17 protein-coding genes are annotated in these 20,633 nt (G+C 64.1%); 9 read left to right on the top strand and 8 right to left on the bottom strand.

What is annotated here, in order from left to right; all coding sequences use genetic code 11:
• Positions 1–11: 11 nt before the first annotated feature.
• From IX761_RS20065 to IX761_RS20085, 5 genes are all read right to left on the bottom strand, one after another.
• Positions 12–1,259 (bottom strand): ABC transporter permease, encoded by a 1,248-nt coding sequence (locus tag IX761_RS20065; protein WP_194791251.1) that lies wholly within the window; start codon positions 1,257–1,259, stop codon positions 12–14.
• A 194-nt stretch (positions 1,260–1,453) separates the two neighbouring features.
• A complete protein-coding gene (locus IX761_RS20070; protein WP_194791252.1) occupies positions 1,454–2,488 on the bottom strand; it encodes an ABC transporter substrate-binding protein in 1,035 nt (344 codons plus the stop codon).
• 40 nt (positions 2,489–2,528) lie between these two features.
• Positions 2,529–3,641 carry an ABC transporter ATP-binding protein gene (locus IX761_RS20075; protein WP_194791253.1) on the bottom strand — a complete coding sequence of 371 codons (1,113 nt, stop codon included), beginning with the start codon at positions 3,639–3,641 and terminating at the stop codon, positions 2,529–2,531.
• 294 nt (positions 3,642–3,935) lie between these two features.
• Entirely contained in the window at positions 3,936–4,565 is a 630-nt protein-coding gene (locus IX761_RS20080) for a response regulator (protein ID WP_194791254.1), read from the bottom strand.
• The gene (locus tag IX761_RS20085) at positions 4,562–6,964 is read right to left on the bottom strand and encodes a PAS domain S-box protein (RefSeq protein ID WP_194791255.1); all 2,403 of its coding nucleotides are present in this window, start codon (positions 6,962–6,964) and stop codon (positions 4,562–4,564) included. The genes IX761_RS20080 and IX761_RS20085 overlap by 4 nt, the downstream gene beginning before the upstream one ends.
• A 95-nt stretch (positions 6,965–7,059) precedes the next feature.
• Here IX761_RS20085 and IX761_RS20090 point away from each other — a divergent pair, with 95 nt between their 5' ends.
• Positions 7,060–8,061, top strand: coding sequence for an alpha/beta hydrolase family protein (locus IX761_RS20090; RefSeq protein WP_194791256.1), 1,002 nt, complete (start codon positions 7,060–7,062; stop codon positions 8,059–8,061).
• Between the two features lie 61 nt (positions 8,062–8,122).
• Here the strand turns inward: IX761_RS20090 and IX761_RS20095 are convergent, their stop codons facing one another.
• The 3 genes from IX761_RS20095 to IX761_RS20105 are packed head-to-tail and all read right to left on the bottom strand — an operon-like array spanning position 8,123 to position 10,576.
• A complete protein-coding gene (locus IX761_RS20095; protein ID WP_194791257.1) occupies positions 8,123–8,887 on the bottom strand; it encodes a TerB family tellurite resistance protein in 765 nt (254 codons plus the stop codon).
• A gap of 1 nt (position 8,888) precedes the next feature.
• Positions 8,889–9,560: an N-acetylmuramate alpha-1-phosphate uridylyltransferase MurU gene (murU, locus tag IX761_RS20100; RefSeq protein WP_194791258.1), complete on the bottom strand. Its 672-nt coding sequence runs from the start codon at positions 9,558–9,560 to the stop codon at positions 8,889–8,891.
• Complete coding sequence (locus IX761_RS20105; RefSeq protein WP_194791259.1) at positions 9,557–10,576, bottom strand: aminoglycoside phosphotransferase family protein; 1,020 nt, start codon at positions 10,574–10,576, stop codon at positions 9,557–9,559. Before IX761_RS20105 ends, murU begins: the two co-directional genes overlap by 4 nt.
• Before the next feature lie 131 nt (positions 10,577–10,707).
• Between IX761_RS20105 and IX761_RS20110 the strand changes: the two genes are divergently transcribed.
• The 8 genes from IX761_RS20110 (at position 10,708) to IX761_RS20145 (ending at position 20,565) form a co-directional block, all read left to right on the top strand.
• Complete coding sequence (locus IX761_RS20110) at positions 10,708–13,515, top strand: LPS-assembly protein LptD (protein ID WP_194791260.1); 2,808 nt, start codon at positions 10,708–10,710, stop codon at positions 13,513–13,515.
• Positions 13,496–14,821, top strand: coding sequence for a peptidylprolyl isomerase SurA (surA, locus tag IX761_RS20115; RefSeq protein ID WP_194791261.1), 1,326 nt, complete (start codon positions 13,496–13,498; stop codon positions 14,819–14,821). Before IX761_RS20110 ends, surA begins: the two co-directional genes overlap by 20 nt.
• Entirely contained in the window at positions 14,818–15,807 is a 990-nt protein-coding gene (gene pdxA / locus IX761_RS20120; protein WP_194791262.1) for a 4-hydroxythreonine-4-phosphate dehydrogenase PdxA, read from the top strand. Before surA ends, pdxA begins: the two co-directional genes overlap by 4 nt.
• On the top strand, positions 15,804–16,607 hold the full coding sequence (gene rsmA, locus IX761_RS20125; protein WP_194791263.1) for a 16S rRNA (adenine(1518)-N(6)/adenine(1519)-N(6))-dimethyltransferase RsmA: 804 nt from the start codon (positions 15,804–15,806) through the stop codon (positions 16,605–16,607). The genes pdxA and rsmA overlap by 4 nt, the downstream gene beginning before the upstream one ends.
• Before the next feature lie 164 nt (positions 16,608–16,771).
• On the top strand, positions 16,772–17,152 hold the full coding sequence (gene apaG / locus IX761_RS20130) for a Co2+/Mg2+ efflux protein ApaG (RefSeq protein WP_194791264.1): 381 nt from the start codon (positions 16,772–16,774) through the stop codon (positions 17,150–17,152).
• On the top strand, positions 17,152–18,033 hold the full coding sequence (locus IX761_RS20135; protein ID WP_194791265.1) for a symmetrical bis(5'-nucleosyl)-tetraphosphatase: 882 nt from the start codon (positions 17,152–17,154) through the stop codon (positions 18,031–18,033). The genes apaG and IX761_RS20135 overlap by 1 nt, the downstream gene beginning before the upstream one ends.
• A complete protein-coding gene (gene glpE / locus IX761_RS20140) occupies positions 18,030–18,359 on the top strand; it encodes a thiosulfate sulfurtransferase GlpE (RefSeq protein ID WP_194791266.1) in 330 nt (109 codons plus the stop codon). Before IX761_RS20135 ends, glpE begins: the two co-directional genes overlap by 4 nt.
• Before the next feature lie 283 nt (positions 18,360–18,642).
• On the top strand, positions 18,643–20,565 hold the full coding sequence (locus tag IX761_RS20145; RefSeq protein WP_194791267.1) for a PrkA family serine protein kinase: 1,923 nt from the start codon (positions 18,643–18,645) through the stop codon (positions 20,563–20,565).
• Positions 20,566–20,633: the final 68 nt, after the last annotated feature.

Here is a 20,633-nt window from a genome sequence, read left to right on the forward strand (position 1 = left end):
GACAAGGCTCCTCAGCTCAGGCGCAGGCGGCTGGCGCCGACCAGCCAGCTATAGATCAGGTACAACACCACGGTGGCCAGCAGCAGCAACCCGCCCAGGGCGGTGGCCATGCCCCAGTTGATGCTGGTGTTGGTAAAGAAGGCGACGAAGTAGCTGACCATCTGGTCGTTCGGGCTGCCCAGCAGCGCCGGGGTGATGTAGTAGCCGATGGAGATGATGAACACCAGCAGACAACCAGCACCTACGCCGGCGTAGGTCTGCGGGAAGTACACTTTCCAGAAGCTGGCGAACGGGTGGCAACCCAGCGAGATCGCCGCGCGCATGTAGCTGGGCGAGATGCCCTTCATCACGCTGTACAGCGGCAGGATCATGAACGGCAGCAGGATGTGCACCATCGCGATGTACACGCCGGTGCGGTTGAACACCAGTTCCAGCGGCTGGTCGATGAAGCCCATGGCCATCAGCGCACTGTTGATCAACCCGCCCGATTGCAGCAACACGATCCACGCCGCCACCCTCACCAGGATCGAGGTCCAGAACGGCAGCAGCACCAGGATCATCAACAGGTTGCTCTGCCGGGTCGGCAGGTTGGCCAGCAAGTAGGCCAGCGGGTAAGCCAGCACCAGGCAGATCACGGTGATCACCACGCCCATCCACAGGGTGCGGGCGAAGATGTCGAGGTAGATGGCCTGGTCAGGGGTGGCCTTGGCCAGCTCACCGAGGTCGTCGATACGGTGGTCGAGGGCCGCCAGCAGGTAGAACGGCGTGACGTTGCTGGTGTTGCGGCGAATCGCCTGCCAGTAGGCCGGGTCGCCCCAGCGCTCGTCCAGCGTTTGCAGGGCATCTTTATAAGAAGCAGGTTCTGCCTTGAACGGCAGCGCCCGCGCAGTCTTGGCCAGCAGGCTGCGGTAGCCGGCCAGCTCCATGTTCAGGCGCTTGGACAAATCGCCCAGGGTCTGGTTCTTGCGCGACTCGGCCAGGTCCTGGCTCAGCGCCTTGTAGGCGTCCTCGCCGGGCAGGCTCTTGCCGTCCCACTGGCTGATCACCTCGACCGTGCGCGGCAGCCCCCCGACCACTTCCGGGTTGCCGACGCTCTTGAACAGCAGCGCCGCGATCGGCACCAGGAACACCAGCAGGAGAAACAGCGCCAGCGGCGCGATCAACGCCTGCGCCTTCCAGCGGTTGACCCGCTCGGCATGCTTGAGGCGCTGTTTGAGGCTTGGGCCTGCGCCTTCGTTGAGTGGCACTGCAATGGCCATGGCGAACTCCGAGAAAACAGGGAAACTTTGAGGCTTGACGCGGTGCCTGTAGGAGCGGCCTCGTGTCGCGAAAGGGCCGCGAAGCGGCCCCAGGATCTCAGCCGTGATGCAAATAATGCCGGGGCTGCTTTGCAGCCCTTTCGCGACACAAGGCCGCTCCTACAGGCTTCACGGACTGAGCGGCTTCACGTCGTTTACTTCTTCGCCGCCCAGGCATTGAAGCGTTGCTCGAGCTGCTCGCTGTTGTCGGCCCAGAACGCCACGTCGATCTGCACCTGGTTGGCGATGTTCTCAGGCGTGGTCGGCATGTCCTTCTTCACCTCGGCCGAGAGCAGGTCCACGGCCTTGCTGTTGGCCGGGCCGTAGGCAATGTTCTCGGAGTAGGTCTTCTGCTGCTGGGGCTGGACGGTATAGGCGATGAACTTCTTCGCCTCTTCCACATCCTTGGCGCCTTTCGGGATGGCCCAGGCGTCGAAGTCGTAGATGCCGCCGTTCCACACCACCTTCAGGTTGCTCTCTTTCTGCACGGCGGCGATGCGGCCGTTGTAGGCCGAGCTCATGACCACGTCACCCGAGGCCAGGTACTGCGGTGGCTGGGCACCGGCTTCCCACCACTGGATGCTCGGCTTGAGCTCATCGAGCTTCTTGAAGGCGCGGTCCTGGCCTTCCTTGGTGGCCAGCACGGTGTACACCTCTTTGGGGGCGACACCGTCAGCCATCAGGGCGAATTCGAGGGTGTACTTGGCGCCTTTGCGCAGGCCGCGCTTGCCCGGGAATTTCTTCGTGTCCCAGAAATCGGCCCAGCTGGTGGGCGCGGTCTTGAGCTTGTCGGCGTTGTAGGCCATGACCGTGGACCAGACGAAGAAGCCCACACCGCAAGGCTGGATGGCACCCGGCACGTAATCGCTTTCGTTGCCGAACAGGGCCGGGTCGAGCTCCTCGAACATACCCTCGTCGCAACCGCGCGCCAGCTCAGGGGACTCGACCTCCACCAGGTTCCAGCTCACGCTCTTGGTGTCGACCATTGCTTTGACCTTGGCCATCTCGCCGTTGTACTCACCGGCGACGATCTTGCCCTTGCCTGCCTTCTCCCACGGCTCGTAGAACGCCTTGACCTGGGCCGCCTTGTTCGCGCCCCCGAACGACACCACGGTCAGGTCCGCGGCCATGGCTTGGCCGGCGGCGAACAGCCCCAGGGCCAGGGCGGTCAGTTTCAACTGCTTGCGCATTATTATTCTCTCCACAGTACAGGGTTGGTGAAGCAATCCATCAGTGGGCGTGTGCAATCGGATCGAGCGCGCGAGCGTGCTCCACCTCCCAGCCCAGCGGTACCACATCGCCCACGGCCAGGGCCGGGTCGAGTTCGGCGATCGGCTGCTTGACGAAGAAGTCGGCCTTGCCGCAAACCTCCAGGCGCACCCGTACGTGGTCACCCAGGTAGATGAACTCGGCCACCCGGCCGGAGAACCGATTCACGCAGCTTTCGCTGTGGCCGTTGAGGCGCACGCGCTCGGGGCGGATCGACAGGGTGACCGGCTCGCCGGGTTGGCCAACATTCACCGCCAGCGCCTCCACCCGTTCGCCGCGGCCCAGTTGCACCTGGCAACGCTTGCCATCGCTGGCCAGCAGGGTGCCGTTGATGCGGTTGTTCTCACCGATGAAGTTGGCGACGAAGGTGTTGCACGGCTCTTCGTAGAGGGTGCGCGGGTCGGCGATCTGCTGGATCTCGCCTTGGTGGAACACTGCCACCCGGTCGGACATGGTCAGCGCCTCGCCCTGGTCGTGGGTCACGTACACCACGGTCACGCCCAGGCGCTGGTGGATGTGCTTGATCTCCATCTGCATGTGTTCGCGCAGTTGCTTGTCCAGGGCCCCGAGGGGTTCGTCCATCAGCACCAGTTGCGGCTCGAACACCAGGGCACGGGCCAGGGCCACACGCTGCTGCTGGCCACCGGACAGCTGACCGGGGTAGCGCTTGGCGAAGGCATCGAGCTGGACCATGTTGAGTACCCGCTTGACCCGCTCGCTGACGTCGGTCTTGCTCAGGTTGCGCACGGTCAGCGGGAAGGCCAGGTTCTCGGCCACTGTCATGTGCGGGAACAACGCGTAGTTCTGGAACACCATGCCGATGTCGCGCTTGTGCGGCGGCACGTTGTTGATCGAGCGCCCGGCCAGCTGGATTTCGCCGGCGGTGGGGGTCTCGAAGCCGGCCAGCATCATCAGGCTGGTGGTCTTGCCCGAACCGGAAGGGCCGAGCAGGGTGAGGAACTCGCCCTTGCGAATGTCCAGGTTGAGGTCTTTGACGATCAGCGATTCGCCGTCGTAGCTCTTCTGTACACCACGGAAGCTGACCAGCGTCTCGTTCGAATTCGCCTCGCTCATGCCCTGCACCTTCTTGTTGGAATGACTGCGTGGGCAACAGCGTAGAAGAGGCGAAAGCCCCCGCAAATCGGGGCTGCTGAGAGAATGCCATCATCCGGATGGAAGACTTGCTGTAGGGATCGCCCTACAAGGATGGCGTTTTCAGGACACACCCAAATCTCTGTGGGAGCGGGCTTGCCCGCGAAGAGGCCAGCCCAGGCACCGCTAACGGCAGGCCAGGCCCATTCGCGGGCAAGCCCGCTCCCACAGGGTTCTTCGGTGTCCTGAAGATGGCAGCTGTCGCAACCAGAACAGTCACACCAGCTTGTGCTCCATGGCGTACTTCACCAGCTCCGCCAACGAATTGACCTTGAGCTTCTGCATCAACCGCGCCTTGTGGGTACTGATGGTCTTGCTCGACAGCGCCAGTTGCTGGGCGATGTCGTTGACGTTGGCACCCTGGGCCAGGCGCTCGAACACCGAGAATTCGCGCTCCGAGAGCAGTGTGTGCAAGGGCCGGGTCTCGGTCAGGCCCACCTCGAACACCATGCGGTCGGCCAACGCCGGGTCGATATAGCGCCCACCCCCGGCCACCCGGCGAATAGCGGTGAGCAGCAGCGCCGGGTCGCTGTCCTTGGTGGCATAGCCCGCCGCCCCGGCTTTCAACGCCCGCGCCGCCATCTGCGCCTCGTCGTGCATCGACAGCATCAGGATCGCCGGCGGGTTGTTCAGTGCGCGAATCCGCGGGATCGCCTCCAGGCCGTTCACTCCAGGCATGGAGATATCCAGCAGCACCACCTCGCAAGGGGTGTGGCGCAGGGACTCGAGCAATTGCTCACCGTTACCGGCCTCCCCTGCCACCTGCATGTCCTTGGCCAGGCCGATCAACTGCTTGATCCCTTCCCGGACAATGGTGTGGTCTTCGGCCACCAGCACTCGAATCACGTTTGTTTCTCCTGCATCAATGGAATCGCCACGCTCAGGCTGGTGCCCTCGCCCGGCTCGCTGTCCAGGTTCATGCTGCCACCGAGCATCAGCACCCGCTCACGTACACCCACCAGGCCGAACGATGTCGGCCGCGCCGCGTCCACGGTAAACCCCGCACCGTCGTCGATCACGGTCATGCGCAACTGCCCGGCCTCGCGCAGCAGTTCGATCTGCACCGTGTGCGCCTGGGCATGGCGCATGACGTTGGTCAGCGCCTCCTGCAGGATACGGAACAGGCCGATGGCCTTGGCATCACTCAAGGGTGGCAGATTGTCCGGCACCTGCACCAGGCAGGGGATCTGCGTGCGTGCCTCGAAACGCCGGGCCTGCCATTCGATCGCCGAGGCGATACCTGCGTCGAGAATCGGCGGGCGCAAGGCGGTGGCCACATCGCGCACCAGCTGGAACAGCTGGGCGATCAGGCGCTTCATGCTGGTCAGGCGTTCATTGAGCCCTGGGTCCAATTCGGCGAACGCCAGCTCGCACATCGACACCTCCAGCTTGAGCACGGTCAGCATCTGCCCCAGTTCATCGTGCACTTCACGGGCGATGCGGGCCTTTTCCTCCTCGCGCACGCTTTCCAGGTGCGCCGACAGCTCGCGCAACTGCTCCTGGGACCCCGCCAGCGCCAACTCGGCCTGCTTGCCCTGGGTAATGTCCCAGACCACACCGTCCCACACCACCCGGCCATCGGCCAGGCGGCGGGTGGTGGCCTTGATATCGGCCCAGCGCTGCTCGCCCTGGCGCGTGACAATACGGCCCTGCCACGACCAGTCCTGGTCGCTGGCCAACGCCATGTCCTGGACCCGGTGATAGTCCGCGCGGTCCAGGGGGTGGACCAGGTTGCGCAGGCCCATGTCAGGGTGCTGGATCGCCGCCGGGCTGTAGCCCACCAGTGCCTCGCTGCCTTCACTGATGTAGGGAAACTCCAGTTCGCCCTCGGCGACGTCGCGCTCCAGGCGAAAGACCAACCCCGGCACGTTGCCGGCAATCCCCTTGAGCCGCGCCTCGCTTTCGCGCAAGGCCGCCAGCGCCCGGCGGCGCTCGGTGACATCGGTGAGGAATACCACCAGGTATTCGGCATCACGAAAACGCAGGAACGACAACGACAAGTCGACCGGCAGCAGGCTGCCGTCGACGCAGCGACACTGGCTCTCGAACTGCAGCTCGCCGCCGTCACCGCTGCGGGCACGCTTCCACAGCTCCAGCCAGCGGTCCATGTTCAGGTTGGGCTCGATGTCGATCAGCGGGCGCTCCAGCAATGCGCCCTCGGCAAAGCCGAGCATGCGTGCGATGGCATGATTGGCGTAACGGATGTGGCTGTCCCAGTTGACCCAAAGGATACCGACCGTGCTCTGGTCGATGGAGAACTGGCTCAGGCGCAGTGCCTGCTCGCGGGTCTGGCGCTCGGCCAGGCTCTCCCGGGCCGCCAGCAGCCCACGCTCGAGCCCGCGCTGCTGGCGGCGCTGCCACACCAGCGTGGCCAGCGCGCACAACAGCAACAGGCCAAACAGCATGGCCAGGTTCTGCCAGAAACCGGCCGACTCGGAGAAGCGCGGGTACTTCGGTTGCAGCCAGCGCTGGTGCATTTGCTCCAGGCTTTTGGCCGGCATGGCCTGCAAACCACGCTCGAGCACGTCGGCCAGCAGCGGCCAATCGCGCCGCGACCCCACCCGCAGCAACTGCGGCAGGCCGATATCACCGACCACGGCCAGGTCACCGAACTCGCTTTCGCGGGACAGGCGGCTGAGCTGCGCCTCATCCAGCACAGCGAAGCCTGCCTGCCCGCCAAGCACCAGTTGCAAGGCTTCACGCTCGTTGGGTACGCCCTGCAAGTTGAGGTTGCCGTAGTTGCCGCGCAGGTAGTCGGCGAGCCTGGACGGCATGCGCACCGCCACCCGGTCATTGGCACCGAGGGTTTCCAGCTCCACCGCCACCGCACCGCTGCGCATCCCCACCACCAGCTGCGGGACGCGCATGTAGGGGTCGCTGAACAGCCAGTTGCGCAGGCTCGCGGGGGTTTGGGTGAGGCCTGGGGCAAAGTCGATCTCGCCGGCCTGCAAGGCATGCTCGAGCGCGGCTTCGTCGCTGAAGCCGCGCCAGGTCAGGTCAAGCCTGAGCGACTGGGCCAAGGCGCTGACCAACTCGACGTTGGCGCCATAGAACTGCTGCAGGCGCCGGTCGAACTGGGCATAGGGTGCTTGCAGCACCAGGCCCACACGCAGGCTGCGATGGCTGTCCAGCCATTGCTGCTGGGCGGGTTCCAGCACAACGGCAGGCGGTGCATCGGGACGCGCCAAGGCGATCAAGGGTAGACACAACCAGCCGATAACCCACAGGCAACGCACTCGCTTCATCTATACGCTCGTCTTGGCAAGGGCGGCCACCTGGCGTGGCCGTCGCGGACAAATACTATTAGGCTGCCGGTATCTTTCTGGCCTTGGACCGATTCATGTTCACACTTTATCGCACGACGCTGGCCATGTTCTGCATGGCGTCGCTACTGCCGCTCGGTGCTCAGGCCGCCGAGCCTGAAAAACCGCAGGAGGCCACCGAGGCCGCCGCGCCCGTCGCCACGCCGCGCCCGGCAATGGTCGAGCGCAGCCAGGACGACGCCCTGGCACTTGAGCGCCAGGTACCAAAAGCCGAGCAGCAATCGTTGCAAGCCAATGGCGAACCCTTCCTGGCGCTGTGGAAACCGGCCAACGACAGCGACCCGCAAGGCGCGCTGATCATCGTCCCCGGCGCTGGCGAAAGCGCCGACTGGCCCACCACCGTCGGCCCGTTGCGCCGCGGCTTCCCCGATGTCGGCTGGGGCACCCTGAGCCTGAGCCTGCCCGACCTGCTGGCCGAGCGCCCGCAGGCGCGCGTCGAAGCCAAGCCTGCGGCCGAACCGAAGCCGCAAGAGGGTGAAACCGCGCCGGCCAAGGATACCCCAGCCGATGCCAACGCCAACGTAGCCCAGGCGACCGCCCCCGACGCGGACGCCGCCGAGAGCACCGACGCGGTCGCGGCTGATGAACACGGCAGCGAAGCGGATGCCGAGCGCATCTTTGCCCGCCTCGACGCTGCCGTGGCCTACGCCCAGCAGCAGAACGCGCGCAGCATCGTGCTGCTGGGCAACGGTAGCGGCGCCTATTGGGCCGCGCGCTATCTCAGCGAGAAACAACCGCCCCAGGTGCAGAAGCTGGTGATGGTCGCCGCACAGACGCCAGCGCGGGTCGAACACGACCTGCTGAGCCTGACCCCAACGCTGAAAGTGCCGACCGCCGACATCTACTACGCCACCCGCACCCAGGACCGTCTGGCCGCACAACAGCGGTTGCAGGCCAGCAAGCGGCAGAAGGACAGCCAGTACCGCCAGCTGTCGCTGATCGCCATGCCAGGCAACAAGGCAGCCGAGCAGGAGCAGTTGCTGCGCCGGGTGCGTGGCTGGTTGTCGCCGCAGGAATAACCCCGGCACACCGCGTTCCGCAGGAGCCAGCCTTGCTGGCTCCTGCGGATTCAGCGCGGGCCTAGAGGCCGCGCCGCTTGCGAATCATGGCGTAAGCCTGGTGCAGTTCACGGGTATGCTCGGTCGCCTCGCGCACCTTGGCCTCGCTGGCGCCGCTGCCCACCAGCTTGTCCGGGTGATGGCGGCTGACCAGCCGACGGTAGGCCTGCTTGACCTTGTCGACCTCGGTGTCCGGTTCGACCCCCAGCAAACGCAGCGCCGCCGCATAGGTCATGGTGCCGTTCTCGACTGCCGACTTGCGCGGCTCGTACTCCAGCGACAACGCGTGCACCTGTTTGCGGCTCAGCCCCAACTGCTCACCCCACCTGAGCAGCAGGTCGCGCTCATGGCGCCCGGCCTTGCCGTCGGCCCAGACCATCCGCCAGCAGGCGCGCAAGGTGCCTTCGGCGGCGTGGGGTTGCAGTTTGATGCGTCGCAGGTGATGGCTCAGCCGGTCCTTGCCGGCCTTGCCCCGGTTGAACGCGGCAATCGCCCGCAAGCGGGCAGGCTCGGCCAGGTCCAGGCGCGTCATCTCCTGACGAGCCTGCTGGATATGCCCATCGACCACCCGCCCATCGCTCTTGGCCAAGCGCCCGAGCAGCACGAACAGCAGTTCGTCATCACGCAGCGCCGGGCGCCCACCCAGGCGCTCGCGCATATCGTCCCATCCTTGCAGACGCAATCGCCGATCCATGGCCTGGCCCAGCAACGCCCCGAGCAATGCGCCGGGGATGCTGGCCATGGCAAAACCGGCCCCGGCACCAATCACTGTGCTTGGCCACCACATATCAGGCTCGCTCGCCGATCAGGCGCTCGACATCGGCCAGGCGCTCCAGGGTGCCGACATCCACCCAGCGCCCGTTGAAGTGCTCACCGCTGACCCGGCCTTCGGCCATCGCCTGGCGCAGCAGCGGCGCCAGCTTGAACGCACCGGCCTGGCAGCCGTCGAACAGCGCCGGGTCGAGGACCGAAATGCCGCTGAAGGTCAGCGTGCCCGGTGCCTCGTCGCCATCGGTCACTTGCCCGCCCCGCAGGCGGAAGTCACCGTGCCCGTGATGCCCGGGATTGTCCACCAGCACCAGATGGGCCAGGCCCTGCACAGGGCTGCGCAACTGGGTGAAGTCGTAATCGGTCCAGATATCACCGTTGACCAGCAGGAACGGCGCATCACCCAACAGCGGCAATGCCTGGAAGATGCCACCACCTGTCTCCAACGGCTCGCCTTCTGGCGAGTAGCGGATGCTCAAGCCGAAACGGTGGCCATCGCCCAGGTGGTTTTCAATCTGCTGGCCCAGCCAGGCGTGGTTGATCACCACCTCTTTGAAACCGGCCTTAGCCAGCGCCTCCAGGTGGTATTCGATCAACGGCTTGCCCGCGGCCGGCACCAGCGGTTTTGGGGTATGCAGGGTCAGCGGGCGCATTCGCTCGCCCTTGCCCGCTGCGAGGATCATTGCCTTCATGAACGTGCCTCGGCCTTGAGTGCTGCGATCAGCTCGCCGAGTTCGGCCAATTCCGGACGACGACCAATCACTTCATCTATATAGGCGAAGAATCGCGGTACGTCGGTGAGATAGCGTGGTTTGCCATCACGGTGGCAGATACGGGCGAAGATGCCGATGACCTTCAAGTGCCGTTGCACCCCCATCAGGTCACTGGCGCGCTGGAATTCCTCGAACGTCGCCTGCACCGGGATACCGGCGGCGCGCGCCTTGTCCCAATAACTGCGCAGCCAACCTTCGACCCGCGCCTGCGGCCAGCTGAGGAAGGCATCCTTGAACAGGCAGGTGATGTCGTAGGTGACCGGGCCGTAGACCGCGTCCTGGAAATCCAGCACCCCGGGGTTGGGGGTGCTGTGCATCAAGTTGCGCGGCATGTAGTCGCGGTGCACCACTACCTTCGGTTGCGCCAGCGCGCTGTCGATCAGCAGTTGGCTGACCCGTTGCCAGCTCGCCTTCTGCGCGTCGCTGAACGTCAGGCCCAGCTCACGCCCCACGTACCACTCGGGGAACAGTTCGACTTCCCGGCGCAGCAGGGCATCGTCGTAGCTGGGCAACGGCGCCGCCATAGGCAGGCGCTGGAAGGCCAGCAGCGCATCGATGGCGTCGGTGAAAAGTGGGTCGGCGTTGTCCTGATCGATGATGTCCAGATACGTCTGGCGCCCCAGGTCACCCAGCAGCAGGAAGCCACGCTCCAGGTCCTGCCCATGGATGACCGGCACGTTCACACTGGCCGTGGCCAGCAGGTGGTCGATAGCGACGAATGGGCGGCAATTTTCCTGGGGAGGCGGCGCATCCATGATCACAAAGCTGTGGCCAGCGCCTTCCCAGCGGAAGTAACGACGGAAACTCGCATCGCTGCTGGCGGCGGTCAGGCTGCCTGTGGGCACATCGCCCCAAGCGTTGTCTTGGAATAGTTTCTCGAGTTGCTCATCAAGCCAGGCAGTCAGTTGTTGCAGGCGTACATCGTGATCAGGCATTACAAGGGTCTCCGACGGCCCTAGCCGTCAAGCGGGTCATGCTTTATTATCCAGCATCTTTTTCAGACCATCGAGAGGCGTGCGGCCCCCACACGCGGGCAGATGGCACGCAGGAAGCCCGGACTAATAAGATGGCATTGAAATCCCCCGCGTTTCGTAGAAAGTTTCCATTGCTGGTGACTGGCGGTCTGCTGGCCCTGCAACCTCTGGCCACGTCCTACGTGGTGGCGGCCGAACAGTTCGACTGCCAAGTGTCCGCCTCCGGCGGCTGGGACTGCAAGCCCAAGACCGCAGACAACCTGCCACCGCGCCCGGTCCATCCGGGCGCTGCCGCTGCCGGCACGGGTGCCGAGACATCGGCTGAAGTCGCCGAGGCACAGGCCGACAAGCCTGTGCTGGTCACCGAGAGCAAGGGCCGCGGCCTGAAATCGCGCAGCGAAGACTACAGTCACCTCGACTGGGTCCCACGCGAGAAGCTCACGGCTGCGCAGCTGGCCGAGACCGGCCCGTATTGCGGCGGCGCCTACATTGAGCCCGCTCGCCCTGGCATGGACGACACCACGCCCAAGGACGAAGCGCCGACCTACATCAACGCCAAGGTCTCCAAGTACCAGCAGGAGCAGCAGATCGCCACGCTGGCCGGTGACGTGGTCATGCGCCAGGGCAGCATGCAGGCCGAGGCCGACGAAGCCAACCTGTACCAGGCCGAGAACCGCGGCGAGCTCAAGGGCAACGTCAAGATTCGCGACAACGGCTCACTGGTAGTCGGCGATCAGGCCGAGATCCAGCTCGACACCGGCGAAGCCCGGGTCGACAACGCCGAATACGTGATGCACAAGTCGCACATCCGCGGCAACGCGCTGTACGCCAAGCGTGCGGAAAACGCCATCATCCGCCTCAAGGACGGTACCTATACCACCTGTGAGCCGGGCAGCAACGCGTGGCAGCTCAAGGGCAACAACATCACCCTTAACCCGGCCACCGGCTTCGGTACCGCGACCAACGTCACCCTGCGTGTGAAAGACTTCCCGGTCTTCTACACGCCGTACATCTATTTCCCGATCGACGACCGTCGCCAGTCCGGCTTCCTGCCGCCGTCGTTCAGCAGCACCAGCGACACCGGCTTCATGCTGGTCACCCCGTATTACTTCAACCTGGCACCGAACTACGACGCCACGTTGTACCCGCGCTACATGGCCAAGCGCGGCATGCTCATGGAAGGCGAGTTCCGCTACCTGACCAAGTCCAGCGAAGGCCAGTTCGGCGGCGCCTACCTGAGCGACCAAGACGACGATCGCAAGCTGCAGACGGACTACAAGAAAGAACGCTGGATGGTCAACTGGCAGCACAAGGGTGGCCTGGACGAGCGCCTGATGACCGAGGTGAACTACACCGACATCAGCGATCCGTTCTACTTCCAGGACCTGGAATCCGACCAGATCGGCGTCGAGAGCCGAGACTACATCGACCAGCAGGGTGCCCTGACGTATCGCGGCGAAGGCTACACCGCGCGCTTCAACGTGCACGCCTATGAGCTGGCCACGCTGTCGCAGATCACCCCGTACGACCGCCTGCCGCAGATCACCTTCAACGGCACGCTGCCCTACAGCCCGAACGGTTTCAAGTTCGACTATGAAACCGAAGCAGTACGTTTCGAACGTGACCTGAAGAACGACTTCGTCACCACCGAGGACGGCACCCCCGACTTCACCGCAGGCGCCGCAGGCCGTCGCCTGGACGAGAACGTATTCGGCATCGCCCGCGCCAACGGCACGCGCCTGAACGTCGCCCCGTCGATCAGCCTGCCGATGGAGGCCAGCTACGGCTACATCACGCCGAAGGTGAAATACGCCTACACCCACTACGACCTCGACCTCGACAGCCAGGGCAAGGCCCAGGCCATTGTCCAGTCGTCGCAGCCAGGTTATGGCAGCTACAACAGTGCGCTGAACCGCGACATCCCGATCTTCAGCGTCGACAGTGGCCTGTACTTCGACCGCAACACCCAGCTGTTCGGGACGAACTATCGCCAGACCCTCGAACCACGGTTGTTCTACCTCTACGTCCCGTACAAGGACCAGAAGGACATCCCGATCTTCGATTCCGGCGAAACGCTGTTCAACTACAATTCGCTGTTCCGCGACAACCGCTTCTCCAGCATCGACCGCATTGGCGACGAGAACAAACTGTCGCTGGGCGTGACCAACCGCTGGATCGAAGACAACGGCTTCCAACGCCAGCGTTTCAGCATCGGCCAGGCGTACTACTTCAAGGATCGCAAGGTCCAACTGCCAGGCATCGACTACCGTACCCGCGCCGACAGCCAATCGGATGTCTCGCCTTACGCGCTGGAATACGAATACGCCTTCAACCGCGACTGGCGCTTCAATTCGGACTTCAACTGGGACCCGGACAGCCGCAGCACCCGCTCGGGGAGCGCGATGTTCCACTACCAGCCTGAAGACAACCCGAACAAGATCGTCAACCTCGGTTATCGCTACCGTAACGACCTGATCACCTATGACTCGCTGACCGGTACCTGGAAAGTGGGCGGTGGCGACTATGGCACACCAGGCAACCCGAACTACATCAAGGATTACTACAAGATCCAGCAGCACGACTTCTCGGTCATCTGGCCGATCGTGCCGCAATGGAGCGTGATCGCCCGCTGGCAGCACGACTACAACCGCAACCGCACACTGGAAGCAATGGGTGGTTTCGAGTACGACAACTGCTGCTGGAAGCTGCGCCTGATCAACCGTTACTGGATGGATTACGACGACTTCAGCCAAGCCGCCCCGACCAACGAAAAAGGCGACCACGGCATCTTCCTGCAAGTCGTGCTCAAGGGCCTCGGCGGTGTAGTGGGCAACAAGGTCGAATCGTTCCTGGACAAAGGCATTCAAGGTTACCGTCAACGTGAAGACCAAGCTTATTGATCGACTGCGCCCGCTGATGCTGGGCGCAGCACTGCTGAGTAGCGCGGTGCATGCCGCTGTACAACCGATTGACCGCGTGGTGGCCATCGTCGACAACGACGTGGTCATGCAAAGCCAACTGGACCAACGCGTGCACGAAGTGCAGCAGACCATCGCCAAGCGCGGTGGTGGTGGCGGCGTACCGCCCACCAGCGTGCTGGAACAGCAAGTGCTGGAGCGCCTGATCGTCGAGAACCTGCAGCTGCAGATCGGCGAACGCTCGGGCATCCGCATCACCGATGAAGAGCTGAACCAGGCCGTCGGCACCATTGCCCAGCGCAATGGCATGTCGCTGGAACAGTTCCGCGCCGCCCTCGCCCACGACGGTCTGTCGTACGACGACGCCCGCGAGCAGATCAAGCGCGAGATGATCATCAGCCGCGTGCGTCAGCGTCGTGTTGCCGAGCGTATCCAGGTGTCCGAGCAGGAGGTGAAGAACTTCCTCAACTCCGACCTTGGCAAAATGCAGCTCTCGGAAGAGTACCGCCTGGCCAACATCCTCATCCCGACCCCGGAAAGCGCCAATTCCACGGCCATCCAGGCAGCGGCGCAACAGGCTGGCGACGTTTACCAGCAGCTCAGGCAAGGTGCCGACTTCGGCCGCCTGGCCATCGCCCGCTCAGCCAGCGAGAACGCCCTGGAAGGCGGCGAGATGGGCTGGCGCAAAGCCGGCCAGTTGCCGCCCCAGCTCGCCGACAAGCTCAGCGGCATGGCCGTCGGCGAAGTGACCGAGCCACTGCGCATTCCCAACGGTTTCCTGATCCTCAAGTTGCAGGAAAAGCGTGGCGGCAGCGAAAGCATCCTGCGTGACGAAGTTCACGTGCGCCACATCCTGATCAAGCCAAGCGAAGTGCGCAGCGAAGCGGCCACCGAGCAGCTGGCGGAACGACTCTACGAGCGGATCAGCAACGGCGAAGACTTTGCCACCCTGGCCAAGAGCTTCTCGGAAGACCCGGGCTCCGCGCTTAACGGCGGCGACCTCAACTGGGTCGACCCGAACAGCCTGGTGCCGGAGTTCCGCGAGCAGATGGCCAACGCCCAGCAAGGCCAGGTGACCAAGCCGTTCAAGACCCAGTACGGCTGGCACGTACTGGAAGTGATGGGTCGCCGCGCCACCGACAGCACCGACCAGGCCCGCGAACAGCAGGCCATGAACGTGCTGCGCAACCGCAAGTACGACGAAGAGCTGCAGACCTGGCTGCGCCAGATCCGCGACGAAGCCTACGTCGAGATCAAGCTGCCTGGCGCCGACCAGGCCGCCCAGTGAAGCCCCTGCGCTTCGCCGTTACCCCTGGCGAACCAGCCGGCATAGGCCCCGACCTGTGCCTGCTGCTCGCCGCCGAGGCCCAGCCTCACCCCCTGATCGCCATCACCAGCCGTGACCTGCTCGCCGAGCGGGCCGCGCAGCTGGGGCTGGCGGTCAGCCTGATTTCGGTCGCGCCAGGCCAGTTTCCCGAGCAGCCCGCCCCCGCCGGCAGCCTGTACGTCTGGGACACGCCGCTGGCCAAGCCGGTGAGCGCCGGGCAGCTGGACAAAGCCAACGCCGCGTTCGTGCTGGAAACCCTCACCCGTGCCGGCAACGGCTGCCTGACCGGCGATTTCGCCGGCATGATCACCGCACCGGTGCACAAGGGCGTGATCAACGAGAGTGGCATTGCCTTCTCCGGGCATACCGAGTTCCTCGCCGAGCTCACCCATACCGCACAGGTGGTCATGATGCTGGCCACCCATGGCCTGCGCGTGGCCCTGGTGACCACCCACCTGCCCCTGCGTGATATCGCCGACGCCATCACGGGTGAACGCCTGGAGCGCGTGACCCGCATCCTGCATGCGGACATGCGCGACAAATTCGGCATTCCCAACCCACGCATCCTGGTCTGCGGCCTCAACCCGCATGCCGGTGAAGGCGGCCACCTGGGCCGCGAAGAAATCGACATCATCGAGCCCGCGCTCGAGCGCCTGCGCGCCGAGGGCATGGACCTGCGCGGTCCACTGCCGGCCGATACCCTCTTTACCCCCAAATATCTGGAGCACTGCGATGCAGTGCTGGCGATGTACCACGACCAAGGCCTGCCCGTGCTCAAGTACAAGGGCTTTGGCGCTGCGGTCAACGTGACGCTGGGCCTGCCGATCATCCGCACCTCGGTCGACCATGGCACCGCCCTGGACCTGGCCGGCAGCGGCAAGGTCGACACCGGCAGCCTGCGCGTCGCCCTGCAAACCGCCTACCAGATGGCCGAGAACCGACCATGAACGAGCAATACCAACACCGGGCGCGCAAGCGCTTCGGCCAGAACTTCCTGCACGACGCCGGAATCATCGACCGCATCCTGCGGGCGATCAACGCCAAGGCCGGCGAACACCTGCTGGAAATCGGCCCTGGCCAGGGTGCCCTCACCGAGGGCCTGCTGGGCAGCGGCGCACAGCTGGACGTGGTGGAGCTGGACAAGGACCTGGTGCCGATCCTGCAGCACAAGTTCGCCGGGCGCGGCAATTTCCGCCTGCACCAGGGCGATGCGCTGAAATTCGACTTCAACCAGCTGGGCGTGCCCGAGCGCAGCCTCAAGGTGGTGGGCAACCTGCCCTACAACATCTCCACCCCGCTGATCTTCCACTTGCTGGCCCACGCCAACCTGATCCGCGACATGCACTTCATGCTGCAGAAGGAAGTGGTCGAGCGCATGGCCGCAGGCCCTGGTGGCGGTGACTGGGGCCGCCTGTCGATCATGGTGCAGTACCACTGCCGTGTGGAGCACCTGTTCAATGTCGGCCCGGGTGCCTTCAACCCGCCACCGAAGGTCGACTCGGCCATCGTGCGCCTGGTGCCGCACGAGGTGCTGCCGCACCCGGCGAAAAACCCGAAACTGCTGGAGCACGTGGTGCGCGAAGCCTTCAACCAGCGCCGCAAAACCCTGCGCAACACCCTCAAGGGCCTGCTCGACAGCCAGGCCATCGAAGCCGCGGGTGTCGACGGCAGCCTGCGCCCCGAGCAGTTGGACCTGGCCGCCTTCGTGCGCCTGGCCGACAAGCTGGCCGAACAGCAGGGCGCATAACACCCATCGCTGGCAAGCCAGCTCCCCCAGGGTACGATTCAAACTGTGGGAGCCGGCTTGCCGGCGATAACGCCAGTGCAAACACACGCCTACCTCCACACTGGCCCTTCCCCCCGCCAATGGCCTAGACTGCATTATTGCGTCAGCTCGCCCAAGGCCCTTGCATGTCCGACCCCCGCTACCAGATCGACGTCAGCGTCGTGACCCGCTACCTCAAAGACCAATCCGACCCCGATAACAGTCGTTTCGCCTTCGCCTACACCATCACCGTGCAGAACAACGGTACGGTCAAGGCCAAGCTGATGTCCCGCCACTGGCTGATCACCAATGGTGATGGCGAAGTGGAAGAGGTGCGCGGCGCCGGTGTGGTCGGCCAGCAACCGCTGATCGAACCCGGCCAGAGCCACACCTACAGCAGTGGCGCAGTGATCAGCACCCGCGTCGGCACCATGCAGGGCAGCTACCAGATGTTCGCCGAAGACGGCAAACGCTTCGACGCCCAGATCGCCCCCTTCCGCCTCGCCGTGCCCGGAGCACTGCACTGATGGCCACCTACGCCGTCGGTGACCTGCAAGGCTGCCTGCAACCCCTCAAGTGCCTGCTCGAACGGGTACGCTTCGACCCGGCCGTCGACCGCCTGTGGCTGGTGGGCGACCTGGTCAACCGCGGCCCGGAGTCGCTGGAGACCCTGCGCTACCTGTACTCGATCCGCCACGCCCTGGTATGCGTGCTGGGCAACCACGACCTGCACCTGCTGGCCGCCTGGCACAACGTCGAACGCCTGAAGAAAAGCGACACCCTGCGCGAGATCATCGAGGCGCCCGACGCCGACCAACTGTTCGACTGGCTGCGCCAGCAGAAGCTGCTGCACTATGACGAGGCGCGAGGCATTGCCATGGCCCATGCCGGCATCCCACCGCAATGGACCTTGGGCAGGGCACTGGAGCTGGCGGCCGAAGTCGAGGAAGTGCTGCGCGACGACAACCGCTTCAAGCTGTATCTCGACGGCATGTACGGCAACGAGCCGAACAAGTGGAGCAAGGACCTCGCCGGTGTCGAGCGCCTGCGGGTTATCACCAACTATTTCACCCGCATGCGTTTCTGCACCGCCGCCGGCAAGCTCGACCTCAAGAGCAAGGAAGGCCTGGACAGCGCGCCCAAAGGCTACAAGCCCTGGTTCGACCACCCGGACCGTCGCTCACGCCATGTGAAGATCATCTTCGGCCACTGGGCCGCCCTAGAAGGCCGCGTCGACGTGCCGGGCGTGATCGCCCTGGACACCGGCTGCGTGTGGGGCGGCGCGATGACCCTGTACAACGTCGACAGCGGCCAATACCACCGCTGCGACTGCACCCGCGAGGGCACCCCTCGCCTGGCGGCACCCGCGGCCGCCCCAACGATCAGCCCTGAAGGAAACGCCCCATGAGCGAATTCAAGCGCATCCCCCCCGAGCAGGCCCTCGCCCTGCGTGCAAAAGGTGCGGTCGTGGTCGACATTCGCGACCCGCAAGCCTTTGCCGCCGGCCACATCACCGGCGCCACCCACCTGGATAACCATTCGGTCGCCGAGTTCATCCGCAACGCCGACCTCGACGCCCCGACCCTGGTGGTCTGCTACCACGGCAACTCCAGCCAGAGCGCCGCCGCCTACCTGGTTGGCCAAGGCTTCTCCGATGTCTACAGCATCGACGGCGGCTTCGAGCTGTGGCGTAGCACCTACCCGGCCGAAACCGCCCAGGGCAACGCCGAATAATTTTTTCATTTTTCCTGCAGCCCACGCTCTGCGTGGGCTCCCGCCCGACCTGACGAACGGTCGCAAGCGTCTTCTTCGCCCCCCGCACTTGACCTCTCGTATAACCAACTATCCTTAAGCGCAGGCCATCCAAAAAAAGGGGAGAGCCGGTACACCGGCGTGCGGGTCATCGGTAGCGTTTCAGGGTGTTCTGGGGGGTATACAGCAATCGGCAAAACCGGTTGCATGCCAGCATCGGCTGACTGATCCGGCGTCGTCTCCACGTATCGAGCGAGGTGACGTCATGAGCATTTTTAGCCACTTCCAACAACGTTTCGAGTCCACCCGCCAGGAAGAACTTTCGCTGCAGGAGTACCTCGAGCTGTGCAAAGAGGATCGCAGCGCCTACGCCTCGGCGGCCGAACGGCTGTTGCTGGCCATCGGCGAACCGGAGCTGATCGACACCTCAAGCAACTCCAGGCTGTCGCGGATCTTCTCCAACAAGGTGATCCGCCGCTATCCGGCCTTTGCCGACTTCCACGGGATGGAAGAGTGCATCGACCAGATCGTCTCCTACTTCCGCCACGCCGCCCAAGGCCTGGAAGAGAAGAAACAGATCCTCTATCTGCTGGGCCCGGTGGGCGGTGGTAAATCGTCGCTGGCCGAAAAACTCAAGCAGCTGATGGAGAAAGTACCCTTCTATGCCATCAAGGGATCACCGGTATTCGAGTCCCCCCTGGGGCTGTTCAATGCCACTGAGGATGGGGCGATCCTCGAAGAAGAGTTCGGTATCTCGCGGCGCTACCTGAACACCATCATGTCGCCCTGGGCCACCAAGCGCCTGCAGGAGTTCGGCGGTGACATCAGCAAGTTCAAGGTGGTCAAGCTGTATCCGTCCATCCTCAACCAGATCGCCATCGCCAAGACCGAACCGGGCGACGAGAACAACCAGGACATCTCTGCCCTGGTCGGCAAGGTGGATATCCGCAAGCTCGAGGAGTTCCCGCAGAACGACGCCGACGCCTACAGCTACTCGGGCGCGCTGTGCCGGGCCAACCAGGGCCTGATGGAATTCGTCGAGATGTTCAAGGCACCCATCAAGGTCCTGCATCCGCTGCTGACGGCCACCCAGGAAGGCAACTACAACAGCACCGAAGGTCTCGGCGCGATCCCCTACTCCGGGATCCTGCTGGCCCACTCCAACGAATCGGAATGGCACACCTTCCGCAACAACAAGAACAACGAGGCGTTCATCGACCGGATCTACATCGTCAAGGTGCCGTACTGCCTGCGCGTCAGCGACGAGATCAAGATCTACGACAAGCTGCTGGTCAACAGCTCGCTGGCCAAGGCGCATTGCGCGCCAGACACGCTGAAGATGCTCGCCCAGTTCACCGTGCTGTCACGCCTGAAAGAGCCGGAGAACTCCAACATCTACTCCAAGATGCGGGTGTACGACGGCGAAAACCTCAAGGATACCGACCCGAAAGCCAAGTCGATCCAGGAGTACCGTGACGCCGCGGGCGTCGACGAAGGCATGAACGGCCTGTCGACCCGCTTCGCCTTCAAGATCCTCTCCAAGGTGTTCAACTTCGACCCGCACGAGGTGGCGGCCAACCCGGTGCACCTGCTGTACGTGCTGGAGCAGCAGATCGAGCAGGAGCAGTTCCCCGCCGAGGTGCGCGAGCGCTACCTGCGTTATCTGAAAGAGTATCTCGCACCGCGCTACATCGAGTTCATCGGCAAGGAAATCCAGACCGCCTACCTGGAGTCCTACAGCGAATACGGCCAGAACATCTTCGACCGCTACGTGCTGTACGCCGATTTCTGGATCCAGGACCAGGAGTACCGCGACCCGGAAACCGGCGAGATCCTCAACCGCATTGCCCTCAACGAGGAACTGGAGAAGATCGAGAAGCCGGCCGGCATCAGCAACCCGAAAGACTTCCGCAACGAGATCGTCAACTTCGTGCTGCGCGCCCGGGCCAACAACAATGGCAAGAACCCCAGCTGGCTCAGCTATGAGAAGCTGCGAGTGGTGATCGAGAAGAAAATGTTCTCCAACACCGAAGACCTGCTGCCGGTCATCAGCTTCAACGCCAAGGCCAGCAAGGAGGATCAACAGAAGCACAACGACTTCGTCACCCGGATGGTCGAGCGTGGCTACACCGACAAGCAGGTGCGCCTGCTCTCGGAATGGTACCTGCGGGTCCGCAAATCGCAGTAAAGCGGCAAGCGACAAGCCGCAAGCTGCAAGCCGTGAGGCGCCACGCCCAGCGTTGGCGCCCTGGCTTG

The organism is Pseudomonas sp. UFMG81 (assembly GCF_015354575.1).
In the GTDB taxonomy this organism is placed as follows: Bacteria; Pseudomonadota; Gammaproteobacteria; order Pseudomonadales; family Pseudomonadaceae; genus Aquipseudomonas.

What these genes read in the sequence shown, in the direction of transcription:
- IX761_RS20065 (WP_194791251.1), bottom strand. Translation starts at nt 1,259, where the DNA reads ATGGCCATTGCAGTGCCACTCAACGAAGGCGCAGGCCCAAGCCTCAAA.
- IX761_RS20070 (WP_194791252.1), bottom strand. Translation starts at nt 2,488, where the DNA reads ATGCGCAAGCAGTTGAAACTGACCGCCCTGGCCCTGGGGCTGTTCGCC.
- IX761_RS20075 (WP_194791253.1), bottom strand. Translation starts at nt 3,641, where the DNA reads ATGAGCGAGGCGAATTCGAACGAGACGCTGGTCAGCTTCCGTGGTGTA.
- IX761_RS20085 (WP_194791255.1), bottom strand. Translation starts at nt 6,964, where the DNA reads ATGAAGCGAGTGCGTTGCCTGTGGGTTATCGGCTGGTTGTGTCTACCC.
- IX761_RS20090 (WP_194791256.1), top strand. Translation starts at nt 7,060, where the DNA reads ATGTTCACACTTTATCGCACGACGCTGGCCATGTTCTGCATGGCGTCG.
- IX761_RS20095 (WP_194791257.1), bottom strand. Translation starts at nt 8,887, where the DNA reads ATGTGGTGGCCAAGCACAGTGATTGGTGCCGGGGCCGGTTTTGCCATG.
- murU (WP_194791258.1), bottom strand. Translation starts at nt 9,560, where the DNA reads ATGAAGGCAATGATCCTCGCAGCGGGCAAGGGCGAGCGAATGCGCCCG.
- IX761_RS20105 (WP_194791259.1), bottom strand. Translation starts at nt 10,576, where the DNA reads ATGCCTGATCACGATGTACGCCTGCAACAACTGACTGCCTGGCTTGAT.
- IX761_RS20110 (WP_194791260.1), top strand. Translation starts at nt 10,708, where the DNA reads ATGGCATTGAAATCCCCCGCGTTTCGTAGAAAGTTTCCATTGCTGGTG.
- rsmA (WP_194791263.1), top strand. Translation starts at nt 15,804, where the DNA reads ATGAACGAGCAATACCAACACCGGGCGCGCAAGCGCTTCGGCCAGAAC.
- apaG (WP_194791264.1), top strand. Translation starts at nt 16,772, where the DNA reads ATGTCCGACCCCCGCTACCAGATCGACGTCAGCGTCGTGACCCGCTAC.
- IX761_RS20135 (WP_194791265.1), top strand. Translation starts at nt 17,152, where the DNA reads ATGGCCACCTACGCCGTCGGTGACCTGCAAGGCTGCCTGCAACCCCTC.
- glpE (WP_194791266.1), top strand. Translation starts at nt 18,030, where the DNA reads ATGAGCGAATTCAAGCGCATCCCCCCCGAGCAGGCCCTCGCCCTGCGT.
- IX761_RS20145 (WP_194791267.1), top strand. Translation starts at nt 18,643, where the DNA reads ATGAGCATTTTTAGCCACTTCCAACAACGTTTCGAGTCCACCCGCCAG.